Origin of the sequence: Micromonospora citrea (assembly GCF_900090315.1) — a bacterium.
GTDB classification, from domain to species: Bacteria; Actinomycetota; Actinomycetes; order Mycobacteriales; family Micromonosporaceae; genus Micromonospora; species Micromonospora citrea.
Map to the genome: position 1 here is coordinate 1,614,539 of NZ_FMHZ01000002.1, position 17,978 is coordinate 1,632,516.

At 74.6% G+C, this 17,978-nt stretch carries 14 protein-coding genes; 6 read left to right on the forward strand and 8 right to left on the reverse strand.

The annotated features are described in order from the left end of the window. Positions 1 to 95: 95 nt before the first annotated feature. From GA0070606_RS07480 to GA0070606_RS07505, 6 genes are all read right to left on the reverse strand, one after another. Positions 96 to 899 carry an endonuclease/exonuclease/phosphatase family protein gene (locus GA0070606_RS07480; RefSeq protein ID WP_091096256.1) on the reverse strand — a complete coding sequence of 268 codons (804 nt, stop codon included), beginning with the start codon at positions 897 to 899 and terminating at the stop codon, positions 96 to 98. Positions 900 to 907: 8 nt separating this feature from the next. Beyond that, the gene (locus tag GA0070606_RS07485) at positions 908 to 2,398 is read right to left on the reverse strand and encodes a phosphatase PAP2 family protein (RefSeq protein WP_091096258.1); all 1,491 of its coding nucleotides are present in this window, start codon (positions 2,396 to 2,398) and stop codon (positions 908 to 910) included. A gap of 78 nt (positions 2,399 to 2,476) precedes the next feature. Next, a complete protein-coding gene (locus tag GA0070606_RS07490; protein ID WP_091096260.1) occupies positions 2,477 to 3,478 on the reverse strand; it encodes a YihY/virulence factor BrkB family protein in 1,002 nt (333 codons plus the stop codon). After that, on the reverse strand, positions 3,471 to 4,472 hold the full coding sequence (locus GA0070606_RS07495; protein WP_091096262.1) for a diacylglycerol/lipid kinase family protein: 1,002 nt from the start codon (positions 4,470 to 4,472) through the stop codon (positions 3,471 to 3,473). Before GA0070606_RS07495 ends, GA0070606_RS07490 begins: the two co-directional genes overlap by 8 nt. Before the next feature lie 247 nt (positions 4,473 to 4,719). After that, positions 4,720 to 5,298 (reverse strand): Clp protease N-terminal domain-containing protein, encoded by a 579-nt coding sequence (locus tag GA0070606_RS07500; RefSeq protein ID WP_091096264.1) that lies wholly within the window; start codon positions 5,296 to 5,298, stop codon positions 4,720 to 4,722. Continuing rightward, positions 5,298 to 5,534: an HTH domain-containing protein gene (locus GA0070606_RS07505; RefSeq protein WP_089001290.1), complete on the reverse strand. Its 237-nt coding sequence runs from the start codon at positions 5,532 to 5,534 to the stop codon at positions 5,298 to 5,300. Before GA0070606_RS07505 ends, GA0070606_RS07500 begins: the two co-directional genes overlap by 1 nt. A gap of 82 nt (positions 5,535 to 5,616) precedes the next feature. On the opposite strand from GA0070606_RS07505, the gene GA0070606_RS07510 reads away from it, so the two are divergent. Continuing rightward, positions 5,617 to 6,411, forward strand: a complete 795-nt coding sequence (locus GA0070606_RS07510; protein WP_245724598.1) for a PP2C family protein-serine/threonine phosphatase — start codon at positions 5,617 to 5,619, stop codon at positions 6,409 to 6,411. A 104-nt stretch (positions 6,412 to 6,515) separates the two neighbouring features. Here the strand turns inward: GA0070606_RS07510 and GA0070606_RS07515 are convergent, their stop codons facing one another. Continuing rightward, on the reverse strand, positions 6,516 to 7,109 hold the full coding sequence (locus tag GA0070606_RS07515; protein WP_091107422.1) for a hypothetical protein: 594 nt from the start codon (positions 7,107 to 7,109) through the stop codon (positions 6,516 to 6,518). A 932-nt stretch (positions 7,110 to 8,041) separates the two neighbouring features. Here GA0070606_RS07515 and GA0070606_RS07520 point away from each other — a divergent pair. The 3 genes from GA0070606_RS07520 (at position 8,042) to GA0070606_RS07530 (ending at position 12,321) form a co-directional block, all read left to right on the forward strand. Beyond that, positions 8,042 to 8,869, forward strand: a complete 828-nt coding sequence (locus GA0070606_RS07520; protein ID WP_091096268.1) for a universal stress protein — start codon at positions 8,042 to 8,044, stop codon at positions 8,867 to 8,869. A 126-nt stretch (positions 8,870 to 8,995) separates the two neighbouring features. Continuing rightward, positions 8,996 to 11,398, forward strand: a complete 2,403-nt coding sequence (locus GA0070606_RS07525) for a phosphoketolase family protein (RefSeq protein ID WP_091096270.1) — start codon at positions 8,996 to 8,998, stop codon at positions 11,396 to 11,398. A 50-nt stretch (positions 11,399 to 11,448) separates the two neighbouring features. Further along, on the forward strand, positions 11,449 to 12,321 hold the full coding sequence (locus GA0070606_RS07530) for a universal stress protein (protein ID WP_091096272.1): 873 nt from the start codon (positions 11,449 to 11,451) through the stop codon (positions 12,319 to 12,321). Positions 12,322 to 12,370: 49 nt separating this feature from the next. Here GA0070606_RS07530 and GA0070606_RS07535 read toward each other — a convergent pair whose 3' ends face one another. Then, positions 12,371 to 14,716, reverse strand: coding sequence for a heavy metal translocating P-type ATPase (locus GA0070606_RS07535; protein WP_091096274.1), 2,346 nt, complete (start codon positions 14,714 to 14,716; stop codon positions 12,371 to 12,373). Between the two features lie 189 nt (positions 14,717 to 14,905). Here GA0070606_RS07535 and GA0070606_RS07540 point away from each other — a divergent pair, with 189 nt between their 5' ends. Together GA0070606_RS07540 and GA0070606_RS07545 are read left to right on the forward strand one after the other, a co-directional pair. Continuing rightward, complete coding sequence (locus GA0070606_RS07540) at positions 14,906 to 15,916, forward strand: Acg family FMN-binding oxidoreductase (RefSeq protein ID WP_091107425.1); 1,011 nt, start codon at positions 14,906 to 14,908, stop codon at positions 15,914 to 15,916. Positions 15,917 to 16,163: 247 nt separating this feature from the next. Continuing rightward, positions 16,164 to 17,840, forward strand: a complete 1,677-nt coding sequence (locus GA0070606_RS07545; protein ID WP_091096276.1) for a sensor histidine kinase — start codon at positions 16,164 to 16,166, stop codon at positions 17,838 to 17,840. The last annotated feature ends 138 nt before the right edge of the window (positions 17,841 to 17,978 follow it).

Here is a 17,978-nt window from a genome sequence, read left to right on the forward strand (position 1 = left end):
CCGCCGATCCCACCCCGCCCTCTGTGGCCCCACCGCGCGCTCGCGGTCACCGCACGAGACCTTGGTAGGACCGGGCCCCGGGCCGACGACCGGGCTCAGGCCGGGTCGAGGGCCAGGTCTGCGACGACCGGGTAGTGGTCGGAGGCGTACTCGGCGTCGCCGCCCCGCACCACCCGGCAGTCTCGCACCCGCGCCGCGAGCGGCGCGGTGCCGAGCAGGTAGTCCAGCCGCATTCCGGAGAACTCCGCCCCGCCGCCGTGCCGGGTCGGCGCGGTCAGGCCGGCGTCGGGGGTGCCGGCCGCCGCGTACAGGTCGACCAGGCCGGCGGCGAGCAGCCGGGCCACCGCGCGGGTGTCCACCGTCCGCCCGTCCCGGCGCAGGTGACGACGACGGTACGCGGCGGGGAGCCGGGCGATCCGGTCGGTGTGGTCGGCGACCGGGTCGAGGGTGTTCAGGTCCCCGGCCAGCAGCCCCAGCTCGCCCGGCGCGCGGCGCAGCGCGGCGGCGACCCAGCCCGCCTCGACGCGCCGCCGCAGGCCCGAGTACGGGTCCAGGTGGACGCTCAGCACGGTCAGCGGGCCGGCGTCGGTCGGCACGGTGACCCGTTGCGCGGCGTGGTGGAACGGCCGGCGCACCCGGGCGGCGGCGAGGGCGCGCAGCGGCGGTCGGAGCAGCACCGCCACCGGCTGCCCGAGGCAGGACCGGGCCAGGTGGGCGGTCATCCCCACCCGGCCCGCGAAGTCCGCGAGCGTGTCGCCCGAGTCGAAGTTCCGCAACTCCTGCAGGGCCAGCACGTCGGGCCGCTGCTCGGCGACGACCCGCACCAGCCGGTCGCGGCGGTCGGCGCCGCCGGAGTCCCGCCCGCCGGTCCGGATGTTCCAGGTCATCACCCGCAGCATCGCCGGCGTCAGTCCACCCGGGCGGCCTTGGCCAGCTCGTCGTCCAGGGTGTGCACGTCCTCGGACTCGATGCTGGGCCGGTTTCCCTCCCGCAGGTCCTCGTTGGGGCGGACCACCCAGTAGAGCAGCCCGACCCAGAGGGCGGTGAGGATGATCGCGCCCATGAAGTCGGTCGGGTGGTGCATCCCCCGGTACATGCGGGAGATCGCCACGCCGGTCGGCATCACCACCGCCAGCGCCACGAAGACCCACCGCCACCACCGGTCCGTACGCGGAAAGACGATCACCGCGATGGCCACCCAGACGCAGAGGGTGGCGGCGATGTGGCCGGACGGGAACGAGGAGGTCGGCATCGGGCCGTCGAGGTTGCCCACCGGCGGCCGCGGCCGGTCGACGGCCGCCGCGGCGGCGAGGAAGAGGCTCAGCTCGCCGAACATGGTCAACGCCACGAACAGCACCGGCCGCCAGCGCCGCCACACGGCCAGCACGAGCGGGCAGAAGACCAGCGAGATGAGCAGGATCGCGTGGGTGTCGCCGACCTTGCTCCACCAGTAGCTGAAGTCGTCCCTGCCCGGGGTGCGGTGCTCGGCGAACCACCGTGGCACGTCGGTGTCGAGGGTGGCGAAGAAGGTGCCGCCGGCGTGGTAGCTGACGAACATGCCGAAGCCGTACAGCGCGCCGAGGACGAGCACCCAGCCGACGACCAGCTCGAACACGGCGGCCCGGGGGTGCGGCAGCAGGTGCGCCTCGTCGGGGGCGGGCGCCACGTCGTGCGCGGCCTCCGGTTCCAGTCCCTCGGTCAGCGCCGGCACCGGCCGGCCCCGCTCCAGCCGCCACAGCCGGAAGGCGTACGCGGTGACGCCGAGCCAGGCGGCGCCGAGCAGCCAGGCCCCGACCACGTCGGAGAGGAAGTGCACGCCCAGCGCGATCCGGGTCAGGCCGATCAGGAACACGACGGTGGCGACCAGGGCGATCGCGGGCTTGCGCCAGCGACGCGACATGGCCGGCAGGAAGACCAGCAGCAGCGCCCCGTACGCGACCATCGAACCGAGGGCGTGCCCGCTGGGGAAGCTGTCCCCCGCGTAGCTGCCGATCGGCACGTCCACCTCGGGGCGCAGCCGGTCGACGAGCGTCTTGAGCGCCGGGTCGAGGATCAGCGCGCCGAGACCGGTGACGATGAGGAACACCGCGAGCCGGCCCTGCCGCCGGATCAGCAGGCCGACCACCGCGACCGACACCAGCCAGATGATGACCGCCCGGCCGCCCAGGTCGGTGAGCGCGTTGAGCACGGTCACCAGCGGCCCGTGCGGCGCGACCAGGTCGTTGAGCCAGGCGGCCACGCCGTGGTCGACGTCGTAGAGCGGGGTCCACCTGGTCCGGACCAGGACGAGGAGCACCCCGAAACCGACCCCGGCGCCCAGTACGACCGCCAGGCCGGCGAGCGTCCGTTCGGTGAAGTGACCCAGGGGTCGTCGCAACGCCTCTTTGACCGCGCCCACGGCAGCCTCCCTCTCGCCTCTGGCGTGCCGCAGTACCCGATCGACGCTCCGCGTACACCGGGGGGTGTCCGAAGCGGACTACAGCGACGTCATCTCGCCGGTGTCGTGGATGCCCTCGCGCTCGGTCTCGGGTTCCCAGAGGTCGGGTTGGGCGGGCTCGCGTACGCCGATGCGCAGCGCCTCCAGCTGGGCGGCGAAGGACAGGCCGCCGAAGAGCGCCATGCCGGTCAGGTTGGCCCAGAGCAGCAACGCCATCATCCCGGTCAGCGCGCCGTACGTCTGGCCGAACCCGTCGCTGAACCGCACGTACGCGGCGAGCAGCAGGCTGGCCAGCCACCACAGCGCGGTGGCGATCCCGGCGCCGAAGAACAGCCAGGACAGGCCGGGCTGGTTGCGGCGGGGCGCGTGCCGGAACAGCACCGCGACGGCGAGGACGGTCAGCCCCAGGCTGAGCGGCCAGCGCACTGCGTCCCAGACGCCGTTGGCGAGCTCGCCCCAGGCGTAGTGCCGCTGCACCGAGTCGCCCATCGGGCCGCCGCCGACGAGGATCAGGAACCCGGTCAGCGCCGGTACGCCGGCCGTGAGGGCGAGGACGGCGGCGCGGACGTACTTCCACAGCGCCGGGCGGTCCCGCTCCACGCCGTAGATCCGGTTGGCCCCGCGCTCGATCTGCGCCATGGTGCTGGTGAGCGCGACCAGGCCGGTGATCATGCCGAGGCCGAGCGCCAGCTCGCCGGCGCGTTCGGTGCGGTCGCCCTCGCCGAGCAGCTCGGCCACCACCGGCTCGCTCGCGCCGGGGGTGAGCGCGAGCACCGTGTCGGCGACGACCTGGCCGCCCTCCTCCACGCCGAGTTCGCTGATCAGGCCGGTCAGCGCGATCATGAACGGCACCACCGCGAGGCAGAGTTGCAGGGCGAGGGCGCGCGAGTGGCTGAACCCGTCGCCGTAGCGGAACCGGATGAACGCGTCCCGCAGCAGGTGCCAGCCGCCGTGGCGGCGCAGCGTGTGCCAGGCGTCGTCGGCGTTGAGCTCCTCGTCGGGCATCAGCCGGGTCTCCGGCACCATCCGGGTGCTACTCACGGCGCGCCTCTTCGATGAGCTGCTCGCCCCGCTCCCCCGCCGCCTGCGCGTCGTCGGCCAGGTCGGGGGCCTGCTCGGGCTGCGGCACGCAGAGCCACAGGGCCCGCCGCCGGATCTCGGCCTTCAGGGTGCGGCCGGGCTCGATGAGGTCGCCGTCCAGCTCGCGGGGCTGGGCCCGGTTGCTGGTGATCTCCACGCGCCTGCCCCGGAAGACCTCCATCCGGGGGACGCGGTCCTGCTTGCGTACGACCGCCCAGCCGAGCGCCAGCCAGTGCCGCAGCGTACGCGGAGTGAGCACCGCGACGTCGAGGTAGCCGTCGTCGGGCTCGGCCTCGGTGAGCAGGCGTACGCCGCCCTGGAGGCGCCCGACGTTGGCGACCAGTACCGAGCGGGCCCGCCGACGGATCGGCTGCTGGTCGTCGATGCGGATGGAGACCTTCATCGGCCGGTCGCGCAGGTGCCGGGCGGCCCCCACGACGTACGCCGGCCAGCCGATCCGCTTCTTCGTGGTCTCCGAGGTGTCGGCGAGCATCTGGGCGTCGAAGCCCATGCCGGCCATCACGGTGAAGTAGTGGTCCTCGACCGCGCCGACGTCGAGCAGCCGGCGGCCGCGCTCGACGGCTACCTCCAGCCCGGCGGCCAGGTCGTTCGAGAGGCCCAGGTTGGCCGCGAGCAGGTTGCCGGTGCCCTGGGGCAGCACGGCGAGCGCCACGTCGGTGCCGACGAGGCCGCTGACGCAGGACATCACGGTGCCGTCGCCGCCGCAGGCGAAGACCACGTCCACGCCGGCCTCGACCGCCTTCTCGGTCTGGCCGCGGCCCGGGTCCTCGACCGTGGTCTCGAACCACAGCGGCTCCGGCCATCCGGCGGCGGCGAGGGCGTCGTGGACCGTTCGTCGCAGCTCGTCGAGGTCGGCCACCTTCACCGGGTTGACCACCACGGCGGAGCGCAGGCCGCCCTCGTGCGCCGCGCTCCTGTCCTGTCCAGCATCCACGGCGCCAGTGTGCAGCAGAACCGCCCCGGCAGCGACCCGACGGAGCGGTGACGTTACGCGCACCGAAAACGGGTTTGCCGGCCCGGCGCCGTTCCCACCCCTGGCCCGTCGCCGGCCTCCCGTCGCCGGCCTGTGGTGCCGACTCCCCGTCGATCACGATGTTGACGCCCTCCCCGTCGATCATGAGGTCGACGGCGGTTGTCGGGATCGATCCGACCGGCCGACCTCATGACCAACGGAGTGCGGGTCAGGCTGCGGGATGGAGGGCGGTCTCCACGCGGCGGCGCAGGTCGTCCAGGTCGGCGCCGGCCTCGGTGAGCACCAGCGCGCCGAGGCCCTGCCCCTCGCGCAGCACGCCGAGCAGGATGTGCTCGGTGCCGATGTGGCGGTGGCGCAGCCGCAGCGCCTCCCGCAGGGCCAACTCCAGGCTCTTCTTGGCGCGCGGGGAGAAGGGCCCGCCCGCGTACCGTCGGCGACCCCAGCGGCGGCGCGGCGGCGGCGCGGCCTCGCGCAGCGCGTCGGGGCCGAAGGACTCCTCGATCCGCGCCACGATGGCGGCGAGGTCGATGCCGATCTCGCGCAGGGCGGCGGCATCGGCGTCGGCGAGGCCGGTGCCGCCCCGCTCGGTGTGCCGGCGGACGCGGGCCCGCAGGTCGTCGGCCCGGACGCCGGCATCGGCGAGCACCCGCGCGGCGAGGCTGTCGCCGTCGGCGAGCAGGGCGAGCAGCAGGTGCTCGGTGCCGACCGGCCGCTGGCCCTCGGCCCGGGCCTCGTCCCGGGCGGCGCGCACCACGGTGCGGGCCCGCTCGGTGAACCGTTCGAACATCACGCCTCCCAGGAGGATCCGACCGCCGGTCGCCCGGCGTGCTTCTTGTGGACCGCCTGCCGGCTGACCTCGAGCTCGTCGGCGATCTCCTGCCAGGACCAGCCCTGTCGACGGGCGTTGTCCACCTGGACCACCTCGAGGCGTTCGAGCAGCCGGCGCAGCGCGCGGACGGCGCGCAGCCCGACCCGGGGGTCGGTGCTGCCGGCCGCCGCGGCGAGTTCCGTTGCCTGACTCATGTCGTCAACTTACGTTGACACCGCCCGTCTGTCAACTCACGTTGACACCCAATCCCGGGTCCTCCGGTGCTACCGTCCGCCGGTGTCCAGCCGCCGCCCGCGCCCCGCAGAGGCGCCCGTGCCCACCGAGCCGCACCGTCACCCGCTCGGCGGGATCACGCTGGAGGTCGTCGGCGGCAGCGTCGTCGGCGACCGCTACCCGGCCAACTTCGACGTGCTGCACGTCGACCCGGCCCTGCCGTTCGTCGCGGTGGCCGACGGGATGGGTGCCGGCGAGGGCAGCCGGCGGGCCGGGGCGACGGCGACGGGCACGCTGGTCGCGCACGTCCGGGCCGCCTGGCCCGAGGTCGCTCCCCGGCAGTTGCGCGCCGCCGTGGCCCACCTCCAGTCGGCCGTACGCGCCGCCGGCGCGGGCCTGGCGGAGCTGACCGGCTGCACGCTGACCGCCCTGCTCGTGGAGCCGGACGGCGGCCAGGGCTGGATCGTCCAGCTCGGCGACTCCCGCGCGTACCGGCTGCGCGACGGGCTGCTGGAGCTGGTCACCGTCGACCACACCGCGGCCTGGCTCGGCGTGCTGCACGGCTGGTACCCGGCCGACTCCCCCGCCGCAGCCCACGCCCGCTACCAGCTCACCCGCTACGCCGGCCACCCCGGAGAGCCGGAGGCGGACCTGCTCGCCGTGTCGCTGCGCGCCGGGGACGTCTGGCTGCTCTGCACCGACGGGGTCAGCGACCAGGTCGACTACCACCGGATGTGCCGCCTCCTGGCGGCCCCGCGTCCCCAGGACGCGGTCCGGGACCTGCTCGACGCCACACTGGCCGCCGGCGGCGACGACAACGCCACCGCCGTGGTGGTCCGGGTCCACGCCCCGGGCTGACGGCGACCCGGCGGCCCCGTACCGAACCGACCGGACCGACGGCGAAGACGCCGCTGGCCGGCACCCCGTGCGGGGTACCGGCCAGCGGCGGTGGTTCACGTGTGTCAGCTGTTCCAGTGCTCGGCGACGAGGTCGGCGGCCTGCTGCTCCCACTGCGCGTAGTGGTCGGGGTAGGCCGACACCTGCACCGTCTGCGCCGCCTTCGTCAGCGGCATGTCCTGCCACCCGTCGACCTGCTTGAGACCCTTCAGGAACGCCATGGTCGAGTACTCCGGGTCGGTGATCTGCTCCACCGTGCCCCACCCACTCGACGGGCGCTGCTGGAACAGGCCCTGCGAGTCATGGTCGTTGCGCTCACCCAGATGACCCAGGTTCTCCAGCTTCGACTCCTGCAACGCCGTCGCGATCGCCACCACGGCGGCACGCTCGTCCATCCCGGCCTTCTTCGTCGCCGCGACGATCGCCTTCACGTTACCGACCTGCTCGTCCGACAGATCGATCCGCGACTGCGCACCCTGCACACCGTGCGGAACCAGCTTGCCCTTGTCCACGCCCGGCTTGTCGGCCTGCACCGCCACCGCGGTGACCGGAGCGGCCTCGACCGGCGAGGCGTGAGCGGCAGCCGGACCGGCGAACACACCACCGGCAAAGGCCAGACCAGCGACACCCAGAACGCTCTTACGCATGATCGTGTTCACGATGGGCTCCATTCGGGGGAAGGCACCCGCACGACTACCGAGGGGGATCGGAAACGCGGGGTGCAAGCACCGTCCGGCGCTCACAAGGGAACTCAAGGGGAAAAGATCAGACCGACCAGGATCTCGCCGGGGCGGGGGGACGCCCTCGCGTCGGCCGGACCATGTCCAACGACCGCCGGCCCGCCGTCATTCCGGGCCCGGCACCCCCACCCGCAGGCGGAACGTGCCCTCACTCGGCCGTACGCAGGGTGTAACGACCCCGACCCCGCCACGATTCCGCGCCCGCGATGCCCCCGATCACACCCCCGAAACCGGACACCCGACCCGACACCCGACACCGTCGACCACCAGACGGCCCAGGACGTCGGCACACACCGGGCACACGCCGCAGACCGAACGGTCGGGCGCACACCGGATCGTCAGCGCACACCGGAGCGGCGCCGACGAACAGGGCGGCACGGACGACGCGCAACCACCGACGGGGTGTGGCCCGCCGTGCCCGGCGCAGGGATCAAGCCTGACCGCCCGGAGCCGGGCACGGCGGGCCACACCCCCACCACGACGGCACCGCAACCTGACCACCCGAACCCGGCCACGGCGGGCCACACCCCCACCACGACGCACCGCAACCTGACCACCCGAACCCGGCCACGGCGGACCACACCCCCACCACGACGCACCGCAACCTGACCACCCGAACCCGGCCACGGCGGACCACACCCCCACCACGACGCACCGCAACCTGACCACCCGAACCCGGCCACGGCGGACCACACCCCCACCACGACGCACCGCAAGCCAGAGACCGCAAGCCAACCAGACACCCACGCAACCCGGCCCGGCACACCAACCCCGATCCCGCCCCACCAGCCCACTCACGGGACTAGCCTCGACACGAGGGCCGGGCGCGACGCCTGCGGAGGTGATGTCGGATGGCCGCAGCCACCGACGCGGCGGTGCTGGTCGGGCTCGGCTCGGAGCGCAACCTGCCGGTGGTGCGGCTGGCCGCGCAGGAGGCCGCCGCACACGGCCGGCCGCTGTGCCTGCTGCACGCCTTCAACTGGACGGCGGCGCTGGAGGCGCCGTCGATCGCCGGTCCACGCGCCGAGGCCGAGGAGTTGATCTCCCGGGCCACCGAGATCGCGAACGAGGTCGAGCCGTCCCTGCCCGTCAGCGCGGAGATCATCGAGGGCGCGCCCGTGCCCACCCTGGTCCGCCGTTCCGAGTCGGCCTTCCTGCTCGCCATCGGCGACGCCGGCATGGCGACCTGCGCGGACTGCGTACCGGCCGACGCGGCGGCGGTGCAGCTCGCCGCCCGGGCCGGGTGCCCGGTGCTGGTGGCCCGTCGGGAGCCGCCGCCCCAGGGCCCCGTGCTGGTCGGCGTCGACGGCTCCGACAGTTCCCGGGGCGCGCTGGAGTGGGCGTTCGATTGCGCGGCCCGGCGGGAGGCGCGGCTGCTCGCCGTGCGGGTCGTCGAGCCGGAGGAGGCCACCGAGGATCCCGACCTGCTCGTCGGGCTGGTCGCGCGGTGCGCGGACCGCTTCCCCTCGGTCGCGGCGGAGTGCCACACGATCCGCGGCGACCCCGGCACCGTACTGGTGGAGCAGTCCCGCTCGTCGCAGGTGGCGCTCGTCGCGGCCCGGGGCGACGAGCCGTGGCGGGGCATGCTCGGCGCGGTGAGCCAGGCGCTGCTCTACCACTCCCCCGCGCCGGTGATCGTGGTGCGCGGCCGGACGGGGATGCCGGCGGACGGGGCGTAACGCCCGGCCGGCGCAGGACCAACGGCCCTGATCGACATCGGCGTCGAGCGGGAAGCTGAGATCGGCCCGGACGAATCCCCGCTCCGAGGATGCAGGATTCCCCTACCCGCGAGAGGCTCATGCAGTATGGACACCGCTCTCGACCTGCACAGCCCCCTGACCGAAGACGAGCTGCGCCGGCTTGACGCCTACTGGCGGGCGGCCAACTACCTGACCGTCGGGCAGATCTACCTGCTCGACAATCCGCTGCTGCGCGAGCCGTTGGCACCCGAGCACGTCAAACCGCGACTGCTCGGCCACTGGGGCACCAGCCCAGGTCTGAACCTGCTCTACGCCCATCTCAACCGGGTGATCGTCGCCCGCGACCTGCACGCCATGTTCGTCACCGGTCCCGGCCACGGCGGCCCGGCGATCGTCGCGAACACCTGGCTGGAGGGCACCTGGAGCGAGCTCTACCACCACATCGGCCGCGACGAGGCCGGCATGGCCCGGCTGTTCCGCCAGTTCTCCTTCCCGGGCGGCATCCCGAGCCACGTGGCGGCGGAGGTGCCGGGCTCGATCCACGAGGGCGGCGAGCTGGGGTACGCGCTGAGCCACGCCTACGGCGCGGCGTTCGACAACCCCGACCTGCTGGTGGCCTGCGTCATCGGCGACGGGGAGGCGGAGACCGGCCCGCTCGCCGGGAGCTGGCTGTCGAACGTGTTCCTCAACCCGGCCCGCGACGGCGCGGTGCTGCCCGTCCTGCACCTCAACGGCTACAAGATCGCCAACCCCACGGTGCTGGACCGGATTCCCGACGACGACCTGCTCGCCATGATGCGCGGCTTCGGCTACCAGCCGTACGTGGTGGCCGGCGACGACCCGGCCACCGTGCACCAGACGCTCGCCGCCACGCTTGACCGGGCGTTGGACGAGATCGCCGCCATCCAGCGGCGGGCCCGCTCCGGCGGCACCGTCGAGCGCCCCCGCTGGCCGATGATCGTCCTGCGTACGCCGAAGGGCTGGACGGGGCCCCGCGACGTCGACGGCAAGCGGGTGGAGGGCACCTACCGCGCCCACCAGGTGCCCCTGTCCGAGGTGCGCAAGAACCCGGAGCACCTGGCCGAGCTGGAGCGCTGGCTGCGCAGCTACCGGCCGGAGGAGCTCTTCGACGCCACCGGCGCGCCGGTCGCCGAGCTGGCGGAGCTGCCGCCCAAGGGCGAGCGTCGGATGAGCGCCAACCCGGTCACCAACGGCGGGCTGGTGCTGCGCGACCTGGCGCTGCCGGACTTCCGCGACTACGCCGTCGACGTGCAGAAGCCCGGCGAGACCGTGGCCGGGGCGACCGGCGCGCTCGGCCCGTGGGTACGCGACGTGATCACCGCCAACCCGCAGACGTTCCGCCTCTTCGGCCCGGACGAGGTCGCCTCGAACCGGCTCGGCGCGGCGTTCGAGGTCACCGACCGGGCCTGGGTGGCCGGGACGGTCCCCGGCGACGAGCACCTCTCGCCCGACGGGCGGGTGATGGAGGTCCTCTCCGAGCACCTCTGCCAGGGCTGGCTGGAGGGCTACCTGCTCACCGGCCGACACGGCATCTTCACCAGCTACGAGGCGTTCATCCACATCGTCGACTCGATGGTCAACCAGCACGCCAAGTGGCTGAAGGTGACCCGGGGAATCCCGTGGCGCAAGCCGGTGGCCTCGCTGAACTACCTGCTCTCCAGCCACGTCTGGCGCCAGGACCACAACGGCTTCTCCCACCAGGACCCGGGCTTCATCGACCACGTGATGAACAAGAAGGCCGAGGTGGTACGCGTCTACCTGCCGCCGGACGCGAACACCCTGCTCTCCACCATGGACCACTGCCTGCGCAGCCGGCACTACATCAACGTGGTGGTGGCCGGCAAACAGCCCGCGCCGAACTGGCTGTCGATGGACGAGGCGATCCAGCACTGCCGGCGCGGCATCGGCATCTGGGACTGGGCCAGCACGGACGCGGGCAGCGAGCCCGACGTGGTGCTCGCCTGCGCGGGCGACGTGCCGACGCTGGAGACGCTGGCCGCGGCGGACCTGCTGCACAAGCACCTGCCGAGCCTGAAGGTGCGGGTCGTCAACGTGGTCGACCTGATGCGCCTGCAGCCGCCGACCGAGCACCCGCACGGCCTGTCGGACAAGGAGTTCGACACCATCTTCACGCGGGACAAGCCGGTCATCTTCGCCTACCACGGCTATCCGTGGCTGATCCACCGGCTCACCTATCGACGGACCAACCACGACAACCTGCACGTGCGCGGCTACAAGGAGGAGGGCACCACCACCACGCCGTTCGACATGGTGATGCTCAACGACCTGGACCGCTTCCACCTGGTCATCGACGTGATCGACCGGGTGCCGGGCCTGGCCGCCCGCGCCGCCCACCTGCGGCAGGAGATGGTCGACGCGCGGCAGTCCTGCCGGGACCACACCCGCGAGCACGGCGAGGACGACCCCCGGGTCGCGGAGTGGCGTTGGGTCCGCGAGACGGACCCCGGACTGCGCGGTGACCAGTGAGCGCGAGGAGTGAGCCTGCGAGCCCCGCAGCCGCGAACGAGGAGGTTTCGATGGGCGACAACGAGATCCTGGTCGGCTACGACGGCTCCGCGGACGCCTCGGTCGCCCTCGAGTGGGCGTTGGAGGAGGCCGGCCGCAGCGGCCGGCCGGTCCGGCTGGCGTACGTCTTCGAGTGGTTGACCGTGGCGAGCTGGGTCGGGCCGGGCGTCGCGCCGGGCATCTGGCCGGACGAGACGGCCCGCCGCCAGGTCGAGGAGCTGGTGAGCAAGGCGGCGGCCGACGCCTCCGCCGCGCACCCGGAGCTGACCGTCACCGGCGAGGTGTTCGACGGGCCGCCCGCGCTGGTGCTCCAGGAGCGCTCGGCGCAGGCCGCCCTGCTGGTGATGGGCACCCGCGGGCACGGCGGCTTCGGCGGACTGCTCGTCGGCTCCACCGCGGTCGCGGTGACCGCCCACGCGCACTGCCCGGTCGTGGTGGTCCGCGGCGAGGCCGCCGCCGGGGGGCGGGCCGGTCACGTCGCGGTCGGCGTGGACGGCTCCGAATGCTCGCTGCTGGCGCTCGGCTTCGCCTTCGAGCAGGCCGCGGCCCGGCGGGTGCCGCTGCACGTGGTGCGCGCCTGGCACCCGCCCGCCGGCCAGCGTCCGCCGTCGGGGCCCGAGGCGCGGGAGGCCACGGCGGCCGACCGGGCCGAGCTGGACGAGCCGATCGCCCGCTGGAGCCGGACGTTCCCCGACGTGGCGGTCACCGTCGAGGTGGCCCAGGGCAGCCCGGCGTCGCTGCTGGTCGACGCCAGCCGCAACGCGGCCCTGGTCGTGGTCGGCAGCCGGGGCCGGGGCGGCCTGACGGGGATGCTGCTCGGCTCGGTCAGCCAGCAGCTCATCCAGCACGCCCACTGCCCGGTCGCGGTGGTCCGGGAACGGTGAGCGGAGGGGGCACCCCGGCGTCGGATCCCCGACGTGCGGGGTGCCCTTCCTAACGCTCGCCGCCGGCCGGCGCGGCCGGGCTCAGCGAGAAGTATTCCTCTTCCTCCTGCGTCAGGTGCAGCCGGAGCACCGCCTCCAGGCCGTAGAGGGCGGCGAGCAGGTCGGTGAGCTGGTCCCGGCGCAGAGGGCCGTCGCCGGCCTGGGCGAGGTGCGCGCCGACGCGGTCCACCAGCCGCCGGATCTCCACATGGGCACGGCTCATCGTCGAGGTCGCCTCGGCGCTGCCCAGCGGGTCGGCCAGCGCCGGGTAGAGGTGCCGCTCCTCGGCGGCCTCGTGGGGCAGCACCTCACCGGTCAGCCGCCGGTGCGTCTCGCGCAGCGCCGGCACGCACTCCGGCGCGTCGGGCCGGGTGGCGACCAGGTCGGCGGTGTCCCGCAGCCCGGCCAGCACGTCGCGGATCCCGCCGTGCTCGCCGGCGTACCGGTCGAGGATCTCGCGGGTGTCCGACGACACGTCGCGGCGGCGCAGCCCGCCCCCGAGCGCGCGCAACGCGTTGAGGATCACCAGCACGTCGATGCCCTCCTGGAGGAACGCCCCGGCGACCGGCGGCAGCCGCCCGACGGCGGCGACGAACATCGCCAGCACGGCGAGGCCCATCCCGACGGTGGCGCTCTGCACCGCGATGCGGCGGGCGTACCGGGCGATCTCCACCGCGTCGGCGAGCCGGTCCAGCCGGTCGACGGTCAGCACCGCGTCGGCGACGTCGGCCGAGGCGGTCGCCCCGGTGGCGCCCATGGCCACCCCGACGTGCGCCTCGGCCAGCGCCGGGGCGTCGTTCACCCCGTCGCCGACCATGACGGTGACCGCCCGGCCGGCCTCCTCGCGTACCCGGGCCACCTTCTCCGGCGGCGAGCACCGGGCCAGCACGTCGTCCACGCCGACCGCCTGCGCGACCTGGGCCGCGGTGTCGGGCCGGTCCCCGGTCACCATCACGATGCGGCGCAGCCCCACCTCGCGGAGCCGGCGCACGGTGCGGCGGGCGTCGGGGCGCACCGGATCCTCCAGCACTATCGCGCCGAGCGGGCCGGCCTCGCCGCTGACCCAGACCACGGACCGGCCCGCCAGATCGGCCCGGGACCGGGCCCGCCGCGCCCACTCGGGCAGGTCCTCGTCGAGCTGACCGACGCGGACCAACCGCCCGTCGACGAACCCGCGTACGCCCCGCCCCGGCTCCTCGGTCACCTCGGTCGGCTCGCTCAGCGACAGCCCCCGGTGGCGGGCCTGCGCCACCAGGGCGCGGGCCAGCACGTGCGGGGACAGCTGCTCGACCGAGGCGGCGAGGCGCAGCACGTCCTCCCGGTTCCCGCCGGGGGCGGCCTCGACCTCGGCGGCGCGGGGACGACCCGCGGTCAGCGTGCCGGTCTTGTCCACCAGCAGGACGCGGGCCCGGCCGAGCAGTTCCAGCGAGCCGCCGTCACGGACCAGCACCCCGCGCCGGGCGGTCCGGGACAGCCCGGAGACGATGGCGATGGGGGTGGCCAGCAGCAGCGGGCACGGGGTGGCGACCACCAGCACGGCCACCGCCCGGACGAACTCGCCGGAGAGGAGCCAGCCGAGCCCTGCCAGGACCAGCGTGAACGGCACGAACGCGGCGGCGTACCGGTCGGCGAGGCGGACCATCGGCGCCTTGCGGGCGGTCGCCTCCTCGGCCAGCCGGACGATCCCGGCGTAGGTGCTCCCCGCCGCGTCCTTCGTGGCGCGCATCCCGAAACCGGCCCCGGCGTTGACCACACCACTGGCGACCTGCTCGCCGGCGGCGCGCCGCACCAGCCGGGACTCGCCCGTCACCGCCGACTCGTCCAGCGTCACCGGCTCGTCGACCTGCCCGTCGACCGGCACCACGTCGCCCGGGCCGACCAGCAGCCGGTCCCCCGCCGCCACGGCGTCCAGCGGCACCTCCTCGACGCTCCCGTCCGGGCCGCGCCGCCGGGCGTTGCGGGGGGCACGGGCGAGCAGCGCGCGCAGGTCGCGGGTCGCCCGCCCCTGGGCGTACGCCTCCAGCGCCCGGCCGGTGACCAGCATCAGCGCGATCACGGCCCCGGCCAGGTACTCCCGCACGACCAGCGCGCCGGCCAGGGCCAGCACGGCGATCACGTCCACCCCGAACTGCCGGCGCCAGAGCTGCCGCAGCACGGACCACGCGGCGGGCGCCAGGGCGGCCACGGTGGCGAACGCCCACACCAGGTCCGCCGCGTCGCGCCGGCGGGCGAGCCACAGCACGGCCCCGGCCAGCACCAGCGCCGTCACCCCGGCCAGCGGCGCCCACAGCAGCGGGCGCGCGCGCTCCCGCCGTACCGGCTGTTCCGGCACGCACTCCCGCGGCGGCGTTCCCACCTGCGGATCGTCTCAGCGTCCGCCGGCCCGGGGAGGCCATCCGGGCGAACCGGCGGGGGCGAAGTGCCCTGCCGCGCCGGGACCTGCGTACCGTGCGTGGTCGTCGGGCATGTCGCAGGATGGAGCGGCAACCCGGCCCGGGGCACGTCGGGCTGGGGCACGATGGGGAGAAACGGAAAGGTCGTGACGATGAGCCACGAGACGCCGGCTACGGGCCGCCCGCTGACCACCGCCCTGGCGGAGGCCGCCGCGACGGCCGGGCACGCCCCGTCGGTGCACAACAGCCAACCGTGGCGCTGGCGGGTGCTGCCGGACGCGTTGGAGCTGCGCGTGGTGCGCGACGCCCGGCTGACCGCGACGGACCCGGAGGGGCGGCTGGTGGCGTACAGCTGCGGGGCTGCGCTGCACCACGCGCGGGTGGCGCTGACCGCGGAGGGCTGGACGGCCGTGGTGGAGCGGATGCCCGACCCCGACGAGCCGGACCTGCTGGCCCGGCTGACCGGGTTGGCCCGCGCGGAGGCCGACCCGGAGGCCATGCGCCTGGTGCAGTGCATGCAGGTGCGACACACCGACCGGCGCCCGGTCAGCGAGGAGCCGGTGCCCACGGCCGCCCTCGGGCAGATCGCCTCGGCGGTCACCGCCGAGGGGTGCCAGCTCCAGTTCCTCGACCGCGACAACGTGATGGAGTTGGCCGCCGTGGCCAGCCACGCCGCGTCGGTCGAGGCGGAGGACCCGCAGCTGCGCGAGGAGTTGCTGTACTGGACCAGCCGCGCCGGCACCGGCACCGGCCTGCCGCCGGAGGTGCTGCCCGAGGAGGCGCCGCAGACCACCGTGCCCGGCCGCGACTTCGGCCGCCCCGGCACCCTGCCGGTCGGTCCGGGGCACGACCGGGCGGCCGTCTACGGGCTGCTCTACGGCGACGAGGACGAGCCGGACAGCTGGCTGCGCGCCGGCGAGGCGCTCTCGGCGGCCTGGCTGACGGCCACCCGGCTCGGGGTCTCGGTGGTGCCGCTCAGCGGCGTGGTGGAGGTGGCGGGCACCCGGCAGACGCTGCGTGGGCTGCTGGCCGGTCTCGGCTACCCGTACCTCGTCATGCGGCTGGGGATCGCGGACCCGGCGCACGCCGGGCCGCCGCACACCCCGCGGCTCGCGGTGGCGCAGGTGGTGGACACCTCGGCGGTACGCGACGCGGGCGCGTAGCGGCGCAGCCCGGCGCGTGGCCGGGCAGCCCGCGCCGCGGCACGGCCGGCGCGTAGCCGGGCAGCCCCGCGCCGCGGCACGGTAGGCGCGTCACGGCAGGGCCCGGCCGGGAGGGCGGCCGGCGGCGGTCGGCGCGCCCGGGCGCTTGGCGGCCCCTCGGGTCGAGGCCATCGGGCGATAACATCGTCCGGTGGCCGCCAGCGCACCGAACCCCCGGCATGAACCGCACACGACCCCCTCGCTGGGGTTGAGCCCGCTGTCGCGGGTGCGGCTCGACGAGCTGCTCCAGGAGATGCTCGACCGGGTCGGCGAGGTGGTGACCAGCCGGGAGCGGCTGCGCGCCCTGCTCGACGCCGTGGTCGGCATCGGCAGCGACCTCGATCTGCGCAGCACCCTGCAGCGGATCGTGGAGGCGGCCTGCGAGCTGGTCGGCGCCCGCTACGGCGCGCTCGGCGTGATCGGCCACGACCGGATGCTGCACGACTTCATCACCCACGGCATCGACGCCGAGCTGCACGCGAAGATCGGCGACCTGCCCCACGGGCGGGGCGTGCTCGGCCTGCTCATCGACGATCCGCGCCCGCTGCGGATGCCCGACATCACCCAGCACCCGAAGTCCTACGGGTTCCCGCCGCACCACCCGCCGATGCACAGCTTCCTCGGCGTCCCCGTGCGCATCCGCGACCACGTCTTCGGCAACCTCTACCTGGCCGAGAAGCAGGGCGGCGCGGAGTTCACCGAGGACGACGAGGAGATCGTGGTCGCGCTCGCCGCCGCGGCCGGCGTGGCCATCGAGAACGCCCGGCTCTACGCGCTGGCCCACCGGCGGGAGAGCTGGCTGGCCGCGACCGCCGAGATCACCGGCGTACTCCTGGGCGAGGTGCGCCGCACCGACGCGCTGGCGCTGGTGGCGCGCCGCGCCCGCGAGGTCGCCGAGGCGGAGATCGCCCTCGTCCTGCTCTACGACCCGGACGCCGAGGAGTTCACGGTCGAGGTGGTGGACGGCGCCGCCGACCAGGCCGCGGCGCTGGTCGGCACGGTGCTTCCCGCCGCCGAGACGAGCTTCGCCGCCGCCGTCGCCGAGGGCCGCCACGACCAGGTGGCGGACCTGGCCCACGCGGCGCCCTGGCCCGCGCTGCTGAGCACCGGGCCGGCGGTGATCTCCCCGCTGGCCACCGCCGACACCCTGCACGGCGTGCTGGTGATCGCCCACCGTCCCGACCGGTCGCCCGCCGCCAGCGACGACGACATGGCCCTGCTGGGCAGCTTCGCCGGCCAGGCCGCGCTGGCCATGGAGCGGGCTCGCGGGCAGGAGGAGCGGGAGCTGCTGGTGGTCCTGGAGGACCGCGAGCGCATCGCCCGGGACCTGCACGACGTGGTCATCCAACGGCTCTTCGCCACCGGATTGCAGTTGCAGAGCACCGCGCCGATGGCGACGAGGCCGGATCTCGCCAAGCGGATCAACGCGGCGGTCGACGACCTCGACGCCACCATCAAGGACATCCGCCGTACCATCTTCGAGCTGCGCACCCCGATGAGCGCGGCGCTGCGCACCGAGATCCGCGAGGCGATCGAGGTGGCCGCCGAGTCGCTGGGCTACCGGCCCAGCCTGGAGCTGGTCGGCCCGATCGACAGCGCCGTCCCCGAGCCGGTCCGTCCCGACCTCACCGCCGTGCTGCGCGAGGCGCTCTCCAACGCCGTACGGCACGCCAACGCCGACCGGGTGGCGGTGGCGGTGCGGGTCGACGCCGGCCAGGTGACGCTGACCGTCACGGACGACGGGGTGGGCTGCGACCCGGCCGCCGCCCGTGGTGGGCTGGTCAACCTGCGCGAACGCGCCGAGCGCCACGGCGGCGAGTTCGAGGTGCGCCGCGCCGACCCCCGCGGCACCGAGCTGCGCTGGCAAGTCCCCCTCCGCGACTGACAGAGATGATGTTGATGAGCACCTCCCGCCGAGGTCTGACCCAGCGACTGACTGACTTCGGGTCCTTAACCGGATTTGTCGGCCTCGGTCGGGAGGTGCTTGTGCACTCACTGGACGTGGCGTTGTGACTTCATAGGA